Here is a 14,756-nt window from a genome sequence, read left to right on the forward strand (position 1 = left end):
CCGGAACACGTGCGGGGGCTCACCCTGTCCGTTTCCGCGCCTCGCGGGAGCCGGGGCCCGGCCTCTCCGTATTTGCTCTCGTTCGCTTTCGCGGACGACTGTCATTCGAGGACGAGCCGGACTCCCGCCGCCCTGAGGCCGTCGGCGTACTCCTGGAAGGTCGCCGGGCGGGGGCCGTTCCACGGCTGGACGCCCAGGCAGGCGCGGGACACGTCGGAGCGGTGCCAGACGAGGGTGGTGTCCGCGAGGAGCAGGCCGAGGGCCCGGGGCGTCCCGGCGCCGAGGGTGCGGCCGGGGCCGTGGACGGCCTCGCCGAGGGCGCAGCGCAGGGCGTCCTCGTCGACGGCTTCGGTGCCGTCGAGGTGGTACGTGGCGCCGGGCTCGATCTCGGGGACGTCGTACGAGCGGCGGACCGCCTGGCGGAGCCACTCGGCGCGGGCGGCGCCGGTGAAGCGGCGCCAGGTGCCGGGCTCGGCGGGCCGGTCGCGGTGCCACAGCTCCCACACCTCCCGGGTCGGGTGCGGTATCAGGCCCGCGCACGGGAAGGCGACGGTGAGGTCCGTCAGGCCGCGGCGGCGGACGGAGGTGTCCCAGCCGGTGACGCGGCCCGCCTCGGCCTCGTGGTGGCTGCCGCCGAGGTGGTCGAGGACCTGGTAGCGGACGGCCCCGTACTCCTCGGCTCCGGCCGCGAGGGCGTCCCGCAGGCCGCCGCGCGGGGAGCAGCCGAGGAAGGTGACCTCGGTGTGGGTGCGGGTCTCCCGAGGCGAGGGGCTGACGGGAACGATGTTGCCGCAGGGGACGACGGGGTCCTCGGTGTCGGCCCCGGCGGCCTCGGTGTCGGCCCCGGCTGCCCCGGTGTGCCCGGTGTCCCCCGTGTCCCCCGTGGGGCTCCCGTACGAGCGGCGGGGGCCGCCCGTGGACTCGACGGTGACGACGTCGCCGCGGGCGCCGAGGACCCGGCAGTCCTCGAAGCGCCAGACGAGGCCGTCGTGGGTGCGCACCAGCAGGGTGCCGAGCGGGGCGGTGCCCTCGACGACCGCCTCGGTGACGGCTCGGGCGAGTTCGCCCCGGGGTTCGCAGCCGCGGATCTCGTGGACGGCGCGGGGCGGCGGGGCGGGCTCGCCGTACAGCCCGTCGACGTCCTCGCAGAGCGCGAGCGCGTGACGGCCGGAGAGGAGCGCGTACCGGGGGTGGTGCACCGGGCTCAGCGGCCCTGTTGGCCGTACGCCGGATACGCCTGGTCGCTGGGGACGATCTCCTTGCCGAGGGGCAGCAGCGAGACCGGGATCATCTTGAAGTTCGCGATGCCCAGCGGGATGCCAATGATCGTGAGGCAGAGGGCGATGCCGGTGGTGATGTGGCCGAGGGCGAGCCACCAGCCCGCCAGGATCAGCCAGAGGACGTTGCCGACGCAGGAGGGGGCTCCGGCGTCACGGCGGTCCACGACGGTCTGGCCGAAGGGCCACAGGGCGTAGAGGCCGATGCGGAAGGCGGCGAGACCGAAGGGGATGCCGATGATCGTGATGCAGAGCAGGACGCCCGCCAGCATGTAGCCGAGGAACATCCAGAATCCGCAGAGGACCAGCCATATGACGTTCAGGATCGTCTTCACGGGCGGTGACCTGCCATCTTCTCTAGCCGGGCGATGCGCTCGGCCATCGGCGGATGGGTGGAGAACATCTTGGAGAGTCCCTGACCGGGGCGGAACGGGTTCGCGATCATCATGTGGCTCGCGGTCTCGATCCGGGGCTCGGGGGGCAGCGGCAGCTGCTTGGTGCCCGCTTCCAGCTTGCGCAGGGCGCTGGCCAGGGCGAGCGGGTCGCCGGTGAGCTGGGCGCCGGAGGCGTCGGCCTCGTACTCGCGGGAGCGGGAGATGGCGAGCTGGATCACCGAGGCGGCGATCGGGCCCAGGATCATGATCAGGAGCATCCCGAGCAGTCCCGGTCCGTCGTCGTCGTTGGAGCGGCCGATGGGGATCAGCCAGGCGAAGTTCACCAGGAACATGATCACCGAGGCGAGTGCTCCGGCGACCGAGGAGATGAGGATGTCCCGGTTGTAGACGTGGCTCAGCTCATGGCCGATGACCCCGCGCAGTTCGCGCTCGTCCAGGATCGCGAGGATGCCCTCGGTGCAGCAGACGGCGGCGTTGCGCGGGTTGCGGCCGGTCGCGAAGGCGTTCGGCGCCTGGGTCGGCGAGATGTACAGCCGTGGCATCGGCTGACGGGCCTGGGTGGAGAGCTCCCGCACCATCCGGTAGAGGGCGGGGGCCTCGAATTCGCTGACCGGGCGGGCCCGCATGGCCCGGAGCGCCAGCTTGTCGCTGTTCCAGTACGCGTACGCGTTGGTGCCGAGCGCCACGACGAGCGCGACGATCAGTCCCGTACGCCCGAAGAAGCTGCCGATGACGATGATGAGGGCGGAGAGCCCTCCGAGGAGTACGGCGGTCCTCAGCCCGTTGTGCCGGCGGTGCACGGTACGCCCTCCAAGTGGTGCGGCAGGGGAACCCTTTGCTTCGTGGTCGTCCACTCGTCCAGTGGACCCTTCCGTACTGGTCAACGCCAGGCGGGAAGCTGCGGTTCCCCCGGCCGCACCGGGGAGCGGTGTGAGCCGTTCGGGTGATCAGCGGGCCGCGGGGACCTTGGTGTGGTCCAGCGGTGCGGCGACGGGCTCGACCTCGCTGGTGCAGTGGGCGCAGCGGGTGGCGATGGCCGGGATCTCGGTGAAGCAGCGGGGGCAGTCGCGCTTCTGGGCCTTGGGGTCGTCGGCCTCCGCCTTGGCGAACCTGTCCTGGACCTTCGCCAGCGGGGCGACGATCAGGAAGTAGAGGACGGCGGCGGTGATCACGAAGGCGATGGCGGCGGAGATCGCCAGACCGTAGGGGAAGACGGTTTTGCCGACGTGGAACTGGGCGTCGTTGAAGTTGCCGACGGAGCCGGTGGCGAGACCGATGAGCGGGGTGATGAACGCCTTGCTGAAGCCGGTGACGACGGCCGTGAACGCGGTTCCGACGGCCAGGCCGATGGCCATGGAGATGACGTTCCCGCGAAGGATGAAGTCCTTGAATCCGTTCAGCACGGGGTGAAGCTCCTCGGTTTTTTCCTGTGGGGGGGACGGAACAGTTCTGGGGGTCAGAACAGGCTGTTCGCGGCGAAGCGGAGGGCGAACTGCGGATAACCCGACAGGACGACTCCGGCGGCGACGGTCAGCGCGATCGCCGCGGTGACCGGTACGGGGGCCCGGTGGGGAACGGCCCCGCCCTCGGGAGCGCGGAACAGCAGCGCGGTCCAGCGGAGGTAGTAGTACAGCGCGATCACGACGTTCAGGGCCATGACCACGGCCAGCCAGCCGAGGCCCGCGTCGACGGCCGCCGAGAAGACGGTCACCTTGGCGAAGAGGCCGATGATACCCGGGGGCAGACCGGCCAGGTTCAGCAGGAAGAAGGCCAGCGCGAGGGCGGCGGCGGGGGCCGTCGCGAACAGGCCCCGGTGGTCGGCGAGGCGGTTCTCCGGGTGGCGGCGGGCGACCAGCGCGACCACCGCGAACGCGCCGAGGTTCACGACGGCGTACATCAGGGCGTACGCGACGGTGGCGCCGATCTGGTCGTCGCCCGAGTACGCGGCGGCGGCGATCGGCACCAGGAGGTAGCCCGCCTGGGCGACGGACGACCAGGCGAGGAGCCGTACCGCGCTCCACGCGCGCGTGGACGACTGGCGCAGGGCGGCGACGTTGCCCGCGGTCATGGTGAGCGCGGCCAGGACGGCGAGCGCGGGCCCCCACACGTCCGCGTACGAGGGGAAGGCGACGACCGTCACCAGGATGAGTCCGGTGAAGCCGACGGCCTTGCCGACCACCGAGAGGTAGGCGGCCACCGGCAGCGGGGCGCCGACGTAGGTGTCGGGGACCCAGAAGTGGAAGGGGACGGCGGCCGTCTTGAAGGCGAAGCCGACCAGGGTGAGGGCCACGCCCGTCCCGACGAGGGTCTGGAGCTGAGGGGGCACGTCGTCGAGGCGGTGGGCCAGCTCGGTGAGGTGGAGGGTGCCGGTCGCCGCGTAGACGAAGCTCACGCCGAGCAGGGTGACGGCGGTCGCGGTGACCGACGACAGGAAGAACTTGAGCGCCGCCTCGCCGGACCTGCGGTCGCCGCGCTTGAGGCCGACGAGCGCGAACGCGGGCAGCGAGGCGACTTCGAGGGCGACGACGAGGGTCGCCAGGTCGCGGGAGGCGGGCAGCAGGGCGGCTCCGGCGGCCGAGGCGAGGAGCAGGAACCAGAACTCGCCCGCCGGGAGCCTCTCGCGGGTCTCGGTGAACGAGAGGAGCGCGGTGACGAGCGCCCCGCCGAGGACCAGGAGCTGGATGACCAGGGTGAAGTGGTCGGCGGTGTAGCTGCACGCCCTGACCTGGGTGTCGGCCGTCAGGCAGAACGTCGAGCGGTCACCGGCCCGCAGCGGCACCAGGAGGGCGAGGGAGACGGCCAGACCGCCGGTCGCCGCCCAGCCGAGGACGGCCTTGCGGCCCTCGGGGACGAACAGGTCCGCGACGAGGACCACGAGGGCGGTCACGGCCGTCAGGGTCGGGGGCGCGATCGTGAGCCAGTCGACGGACTGGACGAGCGACGGGGTCACTGGGTGCCTCCGGCGAGGAGCTTCTGGACGGCCGGGTCGGTGAGGCCGAGGAGGACCGCGGGCCAGAGTCCGGCGAGGACGGTGAGGGCGACGAGCGGGGTCCAGGCGGCGAACTCGTACCCCTGGACGTCCGCGATCCGCGGCTCCCCCTCGGGCCGGGGGCCGCCCATGCAGACCCGGCGGACGACGAGGAGCAGATAGGCGGCGGTGAGGAGGGTGCCGAACGCGCCGATCGCCATGAAGGTGAGGAACGCGGGGCGGCTGAGGCCCTCGGCCGGGTCGAAGGCGCCGAACAGGGCCAGCATCTCGCCCCAGAACCCGGCGAGCCCCGGCAGGCCGAGGGAGGCGACGGCGGCGAACGCGAGGAGCGCGCCGAGGCGGGGGGCCCGGCCGTAGAGGGCGGCGCCGGTGGCCCCGGCGAGGGTGTCGAGGTCGGCGGTGCCGTACCGGTCCTTGACCGCGCCGACCAGGAAGAACAGCAGGCCGGTGACGAGGCCGTGGGCGATGTTGGCGAAGAGGGCGCCGTTGACGCCGGTGGGGGTCATGGTGGCGATGCCGAGGAGGACGAAGCCCATGTGGCCGACGGAGGAGTACGCGACGAGCCGCTTGAGGTCGCCCTTGTTGCCGGGCCGGACCAGGGCGAGGCAGGCGAGCGAACCGTAGACGATCCCGACGACGGCGAAGGCCGCGAGGTACGGGGCGAAGGTCCGCATCCCGTCGGGGGCGATCGGCAGCACGATCCGGACGAAGCCGTAGGTGCCCATCTTGAGCAGCACTCCGGCGAGGAGCACCGAGCCGACCGTGGGGGCGGCGGTGTGGGCGTCCGGGAGCCAGCTGTGCAGCGGCCACATCGGGGTCTTCACGGCGAGCCCGAGCGCGATCGCCAGGACGGCGACGACCTGCACCGACGCGGTCAGCCCCCGGCCGTTGTCGGCGGCCAGTGCCACCATGTCGAAGGTGCCCGCCTTCACGCCGATGAGGAGCAGGCCGAGCAGCATGACGACCGAGCCGAGCAGCGTGTAGAGGATGAACTTCCAGGCGGCGGCCCGCCGGGCCCCGCCGCCCCAGCGGGCGATGAGGAAGTACATCGGGACGAGGACCGTCTCGAAGGCCAGGAAGAACAGGACGAGGTCGAGGACGGCGAAGGTGGCGAGGGTGCCGGAATCCAGGACGAGGAGCAGGGCGACGAAGGCCTTGGGGGACGGGCCCTCGGGCATCTTGTAGTAGCTGTACAGCGCGCAGAGGAAGGCCAGGAGCGCGGTCAGGACCAGGAGGGGGAGGGAGATGCCGTCGACACCGAGGTGGACGCGCACGTCGAGCGCCCTGATCCAGCTGATGTCCGTGGTGGCCTGCATCCTCGACGGCTGGTCGTGGTCGAAGCCGAGGACGAGGACGATCGCGGCGAGGAGGACCGCGCCGGTGACGGTGACGCCGTGCCGGAGGACGGCCTGTTCGGGCGACTTCCCCTTCAGCCCCGGCGGGGCGGGGAGGAAGGCGGCGGCGGCGCCGACGAGCGGCCCGGCGACGATCGCCACGAGGAGGAACTGCATCACGGATGCGGGGATGTCGAGCACGGCTCACGCTCCGGCGACGGCGTTGGCGAGGGCGACGGCGACGATCGCCAGGACGACGGAGCCGGCGAGCAGGGCGCTGAGATAGGTCTGCGTGTTGCCGGTCTGGGCGCGGCGGACGAGCCCGCCGAGCAGCTTGGCGGAGCCAGCGGCCCCGCTCACATAGGTGTCGACGACCTCGCGGTCCAGGAAGCGGACCAGGGAGGCGGCGGCGAGGACGGGCCGGACGAAGAGGGTCCGGTAGACGGCGTCCAGGTGGAAGCCGTCGGCGGCCGGGCCGTGCAGCGGCCCCAGGAGGGCGCGGCCGGGATCGGCCGGGTCCTCGGCGGGGTGCGGCAGCCTTAGCGCCTCGGCCTCGACGAGACCGGCGTCGGTGTCCGGGCGGTCCAGGTCGACGTGCGGGGCGGGGGCGGCGGCCGGGGTCCTGGCGGCGAGGGTGCGCCAGAGCGCGTAGGTGACGGCCGCTCCGCCGACGGCGAGCCCGGTGCCGAGGACGGCGGTGGTGAGCGTCGGGGTGAGGGCGTTCCCGTCGAACCAGTCGTCCAGGTAGGCGGCGGTGAGGCCGAAGCCGAGGGAGGGGATCGCGAGGACCCACAGGACGGCGGTCATGGCGATCGGCTGGCGGCCGTGGTCCGGGACGGCCGGGCCCCTGCCCCGGAAGGTCCGCAGCCAGAGGCGGAGCGCGTAGGCGGCGGTGAGGAAGGCGGTCAGGAGCCCGGCGACGAGGACGGTCCAGCCCGCCCCGGCGGGGGCCACGGTCCGCTCGCCGAGCGCGGTGTGCTCGGCGGCCACCAGGACGGCCTCCTTGGAGAAGAAGCCCGCGAACGGCGGGATCGCGGCGAGCGCGAGGAGGGCGACGGTCATCGTCCAGTACGCGTCGGGGACGCGTTTGGCGAGGCCGCTCACCCGGGACATCGCGGTCAGCGAGTTCGTCCCGGCGGCGTGGATGACGGTGCCCGCGGCGAGGAAGAGGAGCGCCTTGAAAGCGGCGTGCGAGAGGAGGTGGAAGACGGCGGCGCCCCGGTCGCCGACGGCGAGGGCACCGGCCATGTAGCCGAGCTGGCCGATCGTCGAGTAGGCCAGGACGCGTTTGATGTCGTCCTGGGCGAGGGCGGCGAGCGCCGAGCCGACCATGGTGATCGCGGCCATCACCGCGAGCACCGTCATGGCGGCGGCGGAGGCGGCGAAGACGGGCAGCAGCCGGGCGGTGAAGTAGATGCCGGCGGCGACCATCGTCGCCGCGTGGATGAGCGCGGAGACGGGGGTGGGGCCTGCCATGGCGTCGGGGAGCCAGGTGTGCAGCGGGAACTGCGCCGACTTGCCCGCGACACCGGCGAGCAGCAGCAGCGCGATCAGGGTGGGGTGGTCGAGGCCGCCGCTCGCGACGGCGCCGAGGACGCCCGTGATGCGGAAGGTGCCCGCGTCGGCGGCGAGCGCGAAGAGACCGATGAGGAAGGGGACGTCACCGAGTTTGGTGACGAGGAAGGCCTTCAGGGAGGCGGCGCGCGCCTCGGGGGTCTCCCAGTAGTGGCCGACGAGGAAGTACGAGCAGATGCCCATGACCTCCCAGCCGACGAGGAGGACCATCAGGTCGCCGGAGTAGACGACGAGCAGCATCGCGGCGGTGAAGAGGGAGACGAGCGCGGCGTACGAGGGGTAGCGCGGGTCCTCGCGGAGGTAGCCGGTCGAGTAGATCTGCACACAGGTGGCGACCACGCCGACGAGGACGGCGACGAGGGCCGCGAAGCCGTCGATGTGGAGGGCCAGGTCGATCGGGACCGAGCCGGTGGGGGTCAGCTGGGTGGCGGCGTCGATCGCCTTCCCGCCGCCCTGCCGGAAGGCGACGAGGACGGCCAGGACGGCGGCGGCGAGCGTCGGCAGCACGGCCAGCGGGCGGACGAATCCGGGCGCCCTCCGGCCGAGGAGGAGTCCGGCGGCGGCGCCGAGGAACGGCAGGAGCGGGACGAGGACGGCCAGGGTCGTGGTGGTCACGCGGTGGCCTCGGCCTTCTCGCCGGTGGGCGTCTCGTCGGTACGGGTCCCGGGCGGGTCGTCCGGGGAGCCGGGGCCGGGGTGCTCGGCCGTGTCGCGGAGCCGGTCGATGTCCGAGGTGCCCCGGTTGCGGTACACCATCAGGACGATCGCGAGGCCGATGCCGATCTCGGCGGCGGCGATGGCGATGGTGAAGAGGGTGAGGGCCTGTCCGGCGTGGAGGGCGTCGCGGAGCCAGACGTCGAAGGCGACCAGGTTGAGGTTGACGGCGTTGAGCATCAGCTCGACGGACATCAGGACCAGGATCGCGTTGCGGCGGGCGAGGACGCCGTAGACGCCGACGCAGAAGAGGAGGGCGGCGAGGACCGCCGGGTAGGCGAGGTGCATCAGTTCTCCCCGTCCTTCTTCTCGTCGTCCTTCTTCTCGTCCGTCTTCCCTGCGGTCTTGCCGTCCGTCTTGCCGTCCGGCTTCCCGGTCTTCTTCTCAGCCCTGTTCCCGGCCTTCCGGGAGAGCACGATGGAGCCGACCAGGGCGGCGAGCAGGAGCACGGACAGTGCCTCGAACGGCAGGACCCAGTGCCGGAAGAGGATCGATCCGGTCACCTCGGTGGAGCCCTGGACGGGTCCGTCCAGGTCGATCCAGGTCGCGCGGAACGCGTCGACGACGACCCAGACGAGCGCGACCGCGGCGGTCACGGCGACCGCGAGGGCGACCGGCCGGTTGCCCGAGTCGGCGTCCGGGGAGCGTCCGATGGGGGCCTTGGTGAGCATGAGGCCGAAGAGGAGGAGGACGACGACGGAGCCGACGTAGATCAGGACCTGGACCCAGGCGATGAACTCGGCCGTCAGGAGCAGGTACTCGACGGCGAGGCCGCCGAGCGCCACGACCAGCCAGAGCGCGGCGTGCACGAGCTGCCGGGTGGTGACCGTGACGACGGCCGCGCCGAGGGTGACGAGTCCGACCAGGACGAAGGCGATCTCGACGCCCGTCGGGGAGAGGAAGCCGTGGGTCTGCTGTTGTGCGGCGGTGGCCGTGGCCGCCGCCGTGGTGACTGCCGGGATCACGCCTGGTCCTCCTGGGCCGCGGCCTCCGCGGCCGCCTTCTCGGCCGCCGCCGCTGCCTTCTCGGCCGCCTTGCGGGCCGCGGCGATCTCCTTCGGTTCCTCCGCGCGCGGGTCGAGCGCGGGCGGTTCGGGGACCGTCCACATCCACTCGCGGAGCTTGTCGCGTTCGTGCGTCAGCTCGTGGATGTCGGTCTCCGCGTACTCGAACTCCGGCGACCAGAACAGCGCGTCGAACGGGCAGACCTCGATGCAGATGCCGCAGTACATGCAGAGCGAGAAGTCGATGGCGAACCGGTCGAGGACGTTCCGGCTGCGCTCGCGGCCACCGGGGGCGGCGGCCGGGACGGTCTCCTTGTGGGAGTCGATGTAGATGCACCAGTCGGGGCACTCGCGGGCACAGAGCATGCAGACCGTGCAGTTCTCCTCGAACAGTCCGATGACCCCGCGCGTGCGGGGCGGCAGTTCGGGCTGGACGTCCGGGTACCGGGCGGTGACGGTCTTCCTCGTCATCGTGCGGAGCGTGACGGCGAGGCCCTTGGCGAGGCCGGAGCCGGGGATCGGGGGGGCCATGGTTACTGGATCGCCACCTTCACGATGCCGGTGAGCGCGATCTGCGCGAGCGCGAGCGGGACGAGGGTCGTCCAGGCGAGCTTCTGGAGCTGGTCCTCGCGGAGCCGGGGGTAGCTGACCCGGAGCCAGATCACGACGAACGCGAGGACGGCGGTCTTGAGGAGCGTCCAGACCCAGCCGAGGCCGTCGCCGCCGAACGGGCCGTGCCAGCCGCCGAGGAACAGGACGGTGGTGAGGCCGCACAGGACGACGATGCCCGCGTACTCGGCGAGCAGGAACAGGGCGAAGCGCAGGCCGGTGTACTCGGTGTACGCGCCGAAGATGATCTCCGAGTCGGCGACCGGCATGTCGAACGGGGGCCGCTGGAGTTCGGCGAGGCCCGCCACGAAGAACACCAGGGCGCCGACGATCTGCCAGGGCAGCCACCACCACTCGAAGGCGTTCAGGATGCCGGGGAGGGAGACGGTGCCCGCCGCCATCGCCACGGAGGCGGCGGCGAGCAGCATCGGCAGCTCGTACGCGAGGAGCTGGGCGGCGGTCCTGAGGCCGCCCAGCAGCGAGAACTTGTTCGCGGACGCCCATCCGGCCATCAGGCTGCCGAGGACGCCGACGCCCATCACGGCGAGGACGAAGAAGATGCCCGCGTCGATCACCTGCCCGACCGCGCCCTCGCCCGGACCGACCGGGATCGCGAGGAGGACGAGCAGGTACGGGAGGAGGGCGACGGCCGGGGCCAGCTGGAAGATCCGCCGGTCGGCGGCGGCCGGGACCACGTCCTCCTTCTGCGCGAACTTCACCCCGTCGGCGACGAGCTGGGCCCAGCCGTGGAAACCACCGGCGTACATGGGCCCGAGGCGGCCCTGCATATGGGCCATGACCTTGTGCTCGGTCTGCCCGACGACGAGCGGCAGCACGAGGAAGAGGACGAAGACGACGAGCAGCCGGAGGGCGACGTCGAGTACGTCGTTCACGCGGGATCGCCTCCGGCGGGGTGGGTGGGATCGGACGGGAGGGCGGGGGGATCGCCGGGGTCGCCCTCGGCGGGGGCGCCTCCGGCGGGGGCGGAGTCGCCTTCGGCGGGAGCGGAATCGCCTCCGGCCAGGGCCGGGTCTCCTCCGGCCGGGCGGGGCTGGGGGCCGGGGGCGGGGTCGTCCTCGGCGGTCGGGGCCGGGGCCGAGCCCGGCTCCGGGGCTGGCTCCGGGCCCGGGGTCGGGGCTGGCTCCGGGCCCGGCTCCGGACTCGCGGCCGCGTCCGGGGTGTCGAAGGCCGGGCTGGCGTGGTGCCAGGGGGCGTCCGTGCTGCGGGTGCGCGGAGTGGCCTGCGGCTCCGTGCCGGTCTCCGGCGGCTGCGCCTGGCTCACGGACCCGTCCGACGCCGAACGGGAACGGCGGGGCGGTGTCTGGCTCGCCGAGCCGTCCGAGGCCGAACGCGAGCGGCGCGGCGGGGCGCCCGTGGCGGGCGGCGCGGCCGGTGTCGCGTCCGGGGGCGCGTCCGGCGCCGGGGCCGACTGGCTCGCCGAGCCGTCCGAGGCCGAGCGGGTGCGGCGCGGCGGACGGGCTTCCGCGGCCGAGGCGGCCGAGGCGGCCGACGGGGCCGACGCGACGGCCGGGGTGTCCGGGGCGGCCGGTGAGGTGGGGGGCGGGCTCGTCGGGGCGTCCGTCGTCGTGCGGGTGCGGCGGGGCGGTCGGTCGCCGCTGGCCGCGCGGGACGGGCGGGCCGGGGCCGGGGGGAGCTGGCCCTTCAGGGGGCCCCACTCGTTGGGGTCCGGGACGCCCGGCGGGAGCATCTGGCGGCGCTTGGGGCCGCCGTCGTGGGACTCGCCGGGCTCCTTCGCGCCGGGCCACGCCTTGGCGACCCGGGCCGCGAGAACGAAGTCCTTGCGCAGCGGGTGGCCCTCGAAGTTCTCGGGGAGGAGCAGCGGCACCAGGTGCGGATGGCCGGTGAAGTCCACGCCGAACATCTCGTGGGTCTCGCGCTCGTGCCAGTCCGCGCCCGCGTAGATCCCCCGCGCCGTGGGCAGGACGGCGGCCTCGTGCGGGACGGTCGTACGGACGAGGAGGCGGCGCGGGCGGCCGTCCCCGAGGGAGACCACGTGCGCGCAGACGCGGAAGCCGGTGCCGGGTTCGTCGACCGCGCTGAGCCAGTCGAAGTAGGCGCAGCCGAGGGTGTCGCGGGCCGTCTCCAGGGCGGTGAGCCAGGACGCGGGGGGCACGTCGACGGTCAGCAGGTCGTACGCGTGCTCCGCCGTCGCCGTCCCGCCGAAGAGCTCCGTGACGGCGCCGGGCAGGGAGTCGTACGCGGCGGCGGTCATGCCGTGCCTCCCGGCGGGGGCGTCAGGGGGCTGGTCAGCTGGGAGACCGTGGCGGCGGTGGCGTACCGCTCGGCGAGGTTCTCGCGGGCGATCTTCTCCTGGAGCTTGAGGATGCCCTGGAGGAGCGCCTCGGGGCGGGGCGGGCAGCCCGGCACGTACACGTCGACGGGGATGATCTGGTCGACGCCCTTGGTGACGGAGTACGAGTCCCAGTACGGGCCGCCGCAGTTGGAGCAGGCGCCGAAGGAGATGACGTACTTCGGCTCGGGCATCTGCTCGTACAGGCGCTTCACGGCCGGTGCCATCTTGTCGGTCACCGTGCCGGAGACGATCATGAGGTCGGCCTGGCGCGGGCCGGGCGCGAAGGGGATCACGCCGAGCCGGATGAAGTCGTGCCGGGCCATGGACGCGGCGATGAACTCGATGGCGCAGCAGGCGAGCCCGAAGTTGAAGACCCAGAGGCTGTAGCGGCGGCCCCAGTTGAGGACCACCTTCATCGGCTCGGGGGCGAGGCGGGCGAGCGGCCCCAGCTTCGGCGCGGGCAGGAGCACGGGCCCCTCGCCGGATCCGGGTGTCACATCCATGACAGGACGCCCTTCTTGTACGCGTAGAGCAGTCCCACGGCCAGGAAGCCGAGGAAGACGAACATCTCGACCAGGGTCGTGGCGCCGTAGCCGGGCGCCGCGAAGACCGTCGCCCAGGGGAACAGGAAGATCGAGTCGACGGCGAAGATCACATAGAGGAAGGCGTACACGTAGTAGCGGACCTGGGTGTGGGCCCAGCCCTCCCCCACCGGGTCGACGCCGCACTCGTAGGTGAGGAGCTTCTCGGGCGTCGGCACGACGGGCCGCAGCAGGCGGCCTGCGCCGAACGCCACGGCGACGAAGAGCACGCCGAGGACGGCGAGCAGCCCGACGACGGAGTAGCTCTGGAAGTAGTCCGCCGCGTCGGCCGCGACAACGGTCGGTTCCCGCACGTCCGCCCCTCGGTCTCGTGTCTCAGGAGTCACTTCTGTCGGACGCGAGTCTAGGCCCTGCTAAAGGGCCCGTAAGCAGACCCGTTCGGCCCCGGTGGTGCGGTCCGGGCGGGGCGGGCGTACGGCTCCGGCCCGGACGCGACGGGGTTCCGACCGGGGTTCGGGGGTGTGGGGGCGGGGCGCGGACGAGGTCCGGAGGGGTGTGTCCGGGGCGCGGTGGGGATATCCCCCCTTCCGCTCACCCACCTCCCCCATGGCGCCGGGCCAGGCGCGACCGGCAGGCTGGGGAGCATGACCGCCGATCTTGACCCCGTCGAGGCGCGTGACCCCGCCGCCGCCCCGCCTCCCCCGAAGCTCACCGCGTACGGGAAGGAGACCTGGAAGGAGCTCGTCTTCCTGCTCTCCAATCTCGTCACGGCGCTGGTCGGCTTCGTGTACTCGGTGGTGAGCGTCCTGCTCGGGGTGGGCCTCTCGGTCACCGTGGTCGGGCTGCCGCTGCTCGCGCTCGGGCTCGGCGGCGCGCGGCTGATCGGACGCGCGGAGCGGGGGCGGGCGCGGGCGCTGCTGGGTGTGAAGGTGGCCGAGCCGTCGCCGCTGCCGTCGCGCGGTGGCTTCTTCGGCTGGCTGTGGGGTTCGCTGAAGGACCCGGTGGCGTGGCGGACCCAGTTGTACGGGCTGATCCGGCTGCCGTGGGGCATCCTCACGTTCACCGTGGCGCTGGTCTCGCTGATCGTGCTCTGGCCCGTGCTGCCGTTCCTGGCGCGGGGTCTGGCCAACGCGGACCGGGGCATGGTCCGGGGGCTGCTCTCGCCCTCCGACGAGCTGGAGCGGCGGATCGCCGAGCTGGAGTCGGACCGGGGGGTGGTCGTCGACACCGCCGCCGCCGATCTGCGGCGCATCGAGCGGGACCTGCACGACGGGGCGCAGGCGCGGCTCGTCGCGCTGGCGATGGGGCTCGGTCTGGCGAAGGAGAAGCTGCTGGACGATCCGGAGGCGGCGGCGTCGATGGTCGACGAGGCGCACGGCGAGGTGAAGCTGGCGCTCCAGGAGCTGCGGGACCTGGCGCGGGGCATCCACCCGGCGGTCCTGACCGACCGGGGTCTCGACGCGGCCCTCTCGGCGGTGGCGGGGCGGTGCACGGTGCCGGTGCGGGTGACCGTCGATCTGGCGGAACGGCCCGCGGAGGCGATCGAGGGCATCGCGTACTTCACGGTGTCGGAGCTGCTGCAGAACGTCTCCAAGCACGCGCGGGCCCGGTCCGCGTCGGTGGAGGCGTGGCGGGCGGGCGACCGGCTGATGCTCCAGGTCAGGGACGACGGGGCGGGCGGGGCGAGGTTCGGAGGCGGTACGGGCCTCGCGGGGCTCGCGGAGCGGCTGGGCGCGGTGGACGGCGTGCTGGTCCTGGACTCGCCGGAGGGCGGCCCGACGACGGTGACGGCGGAACTGCCGTGGCGGTCCCGCCCCGGGCGGTGAGCGTCCGTCACGGGCGGGACCGGGTGGGCGGGACCGGGCGGTGGGCGGTTCGTCACGGGCGGGACCAGGAGGCGGGCGGTTCCGGTCCGGGATCGGTTCCGGTCCGGGATCGGAACCGCCCGCCTGAATCGCCGTCCCCGGCCGGGACCGCTTCCGGTCGCCGACCGGCGGCCGTACCT

Annotated in this window: 15 protein-coding genes; 1 reads left to right on the forward strand and 14 read right to left on the reverse strand. The window is 73.1% G+C overall.

The features are described 5' to 3' along the window. Nucleotides 1–101: 101 nt before the first annotated feature. From ACIRQY_RS06165 to ACIRQY_RS06230, 14 genes are all read right to left on the reverse strand, one after another. On the reverse strand, nt 102–1,199 hold the full coding sequence (locus ACIRQY_RS06165) for a hypothetical protein (protein WP_403922628.1): 1,098 nt from the start codon (nt 1,197–1,199) through the stop codon (nt 102–104). Between the two features lie 5 nt (nt 1,200–1,204). Beyond that, nucleotides 1,205–1,612: a YccF domain-containing protein gene (locus ACIRQY_RS06170; protein ID WP_351781142.1), complete on the reverse strand. Its 408-nt coding sequence runs from the start codon at nt 1,610–1,612 to the stop codon at nt 1,205–1,207. Then, the gene (htpX, locus tag ACIRQY_RS06175; protein ID WP_351781140.1) at nt 1,609–2,472 is read right to left on the reverse strand and encodes a zinc metalloprotease HtpX; all 864 of its coding nucleotides are present in this window, start codon (nt 2,470–2,472) and stop codon (nt 1,609–1,611) included. Before htpX ends, ACIRQY_RS06170 begins: the two co-directional genes overlap by 4 nt. 147 nt (nt 2,473–2,619) lie before the next feature. Continuing rightward, nucleotides 2,620–3,075, reverse strand: coding sequence for an MscL family protein (locus tag ACIRQY_RS06180; protein ID WP_403922629.1), 456 nt, complete (start codon nt 3,073–3,075; stop codon nt 2,620–2,622). Between the two features lie 53 nt (nt 3,076–3,128). Further along, nucleotides 3,129–4,622, reverse strand: coding sequence for an NADH-quinone oxidoreductase subunit N (locus tag ACIRQY_RS06185; protein WP_403922630.1), 1,494 nt, complete (start codon nt 4,620–4,622; stop codon nt 3,129–3,131). Further along, a complete protein-coding gene (locus tag ACIRQY_RS06190; protein ID WP_403922839.1) occupies nt 4,619–6,172 on the reverse strand; it encodes a NuoM family protein in 1,554 nt (517 codons plus the stop codon). Before ACIRQY_RS06190 ends, ACIRQY_RS06185 begins: the two co-directional genes overlap by 4 nt. Nucleotides 6,173–6,199: 27 nt before the next feature. After that, nucleotides 6,200–8,185, reverse strand: coding sequence for an NADH-quinone oxidoreductase subunit L (locus ACIRQY_RS06195; protein ID WP_403922631.1), 1,986 nt, complete (start codon nt 8,183–8,185; stop codon nt 6,200–6,202). Then, the gene (gene nuoK, locus ACIRQY_RS06200; RefSeq protein WP_351781132.1) at nt 8,182–8,571 is read right to left on the reverse strand and encodes an NADH-quinone oxidoreductase subunit NuoK; all 390 of its coding nucleotides are present in this window, start codon (nt 8,569–8,571) and stop codon (nt 8,182–8,184) included. The genes ACIRQY_RS06195 and nuoK overlap by 4 nt, the downstream gene beginning before the upstream one ends. Next, a complete protein-coding gene (locus ACIRQY_RS06205) occupies nt 8,571–9,245 on the reverse strand; it encodes an NADH-quinone oxidoreductase subunit J (protein ID WP_403922840.1) in 675 nt (224 codons plus the stop codon). Before ACIRQY_RS06205 ends, nuoK begins: the two co-directional genes overlap by 1 nt. Further along, nucleotides 9,245–9,817, reverse strand: a complete 573-nt coding sequence (locus ACIRQY_RS06210) for an NADH-quinone oxidoreductase subunit I (RefSeq protein WP_351781128.1) — start codon at nt 9,815–9,817, stop codon at nt 9,245–9,247. The genes ACIRQY_RS06205 and ACIRQY_RS06210 overlap by 1 nt, the downstream gene beginning before the upstream one ends. A 2-nt stretch (nt 9,818–9,819) precedes the next feature. After that, nucleotides 9,820–10,788 (reverse strand): complex I subunit 1 family protein, encoded by a 969-nt coding sequence (locus ACIRQY_RS06215; protein ID WP_351781126.1) that lies wholly within the window; start codon nt 10,786–10,788, stop codon nt 9,820–9,822. After that, nucleotides 10,785–12,128 (reverse strand): NADH-quinone oxidoreductase subunit C, encoded by a 1,344-nt coding sequence (locus ACIRQY_RS06220; RefSeq protein WP_403922632.1) that lies wholly within the window; start codon nt 12,126–12,128, stop codon nt 10,785–10,787. The genes ACIRQY_RS06215 and ACIRQY_RS06220 overlap by 4 nt, the downstream gene beginning before the upstream one ends. Next, nucleotides 12,125–12,712, reverse strand: a complete 588-nt coding sequence (locus ACIRQY_RS06225) for an NADH-quinone oxidoreductase subunit B family protein (protein ID WP_351781122.1) — start codon at nt 12,710–12,712, stop codon at nt 12,125–12,127. Before ACIRQY_RS06225 ends, ACIRQY_RS06220 begins: the two co-directional genes overlap by 4 nt. Continuing rightward, nucleotides 12,703–13,104, reverse strand: a complete 402-nt coding sequence (locus tag ACIRQY_RS06230) for an NADH-quinone oxidoreductase subunit A (protein ID WP_351781121.1) — start codon at nt 13,102–13,104, stop codon at nt 12,703–12,705. The genes ACIRQY_RS06225 and ACIRQY_RS06230 overlap by 10 nt, the downstream gene beginning before the upstream one ends. A gap of 291 nt (nt 13,105–13,395) precedes the next feature. Between ACIRQY_RS06230 and ACIRQY_RS06235 the strand changes: the two genes are divergently transcribed. After that, complete coding sequence (locus ACIRQY_RS06235; RefSeq protein WP_403922633.1) at nt 13,396–14,577, forward strand: sensor histidine kinase; 1,182 nt, start codon at nt 13,396–13,398, stop codon at nt 14,575–14,577. Nucleotides 14,578–14,756: the final 179 nt, after the last annotated feature.

Origin of the sequence: Streptomyces sp. NPDC101490 (assembly GCF_044767145.1) — a bacterium.
In the GTDB taxonomy this organism is placed as follows: Bacteria; Actinomycetota; Actinomycetes; order Streptomycetales; family Streptomycetaceae; genus Streptomyces.

Bases quoted from the DNA above. Each gene is read 5' to 3' on its own strand.
- ACIRQY_RS06190 (WP_403922839.1), bottom strand. From the start codon at position 6,172: ATGCAGTTCCTCCTCGTGGCGATCGTCGCCGGGCCGCTCGTCGGCGCC.
- ACIRQY_RS06210 (WP_351781128.1), bottom strand. From the start codon at position 9,817: ATGGCCCCCCCGATCCCCGGCTCCGGCCTCGCCAAGGGCCTCGCCGTC.
- ACIRQY_RS06220 (WP_403922632.1), bottom strand. From the start codon at position 12,128: ATGACCGCCGCCGCGTACGACTCCCTGCCCGGCGCCGTCACGGAGCTC.
- nuoK (WP_351781132.1), bottom strand. From the start codon at position 8,571: ATGCACCTCGCCTACCCGGCGGTCCTCGCCGCCCTCCTCTTCTGCGTC.
- ACIRQY_RS06225 (WP_351781122.1), bottom strand. From the start codon at position 12,712: ATGGATGTGACACCCGGATCCGGCGAGGGGCCCGTGCTCCTGCCCGCG.
- ACIRQY_RS06235 (WP_403922633.1), top strand. From the start codon at position 13,396: ATGACCGCCGATCTTGACCCCGTCGAGGCGCGTGACCCCGCCGCCGCC.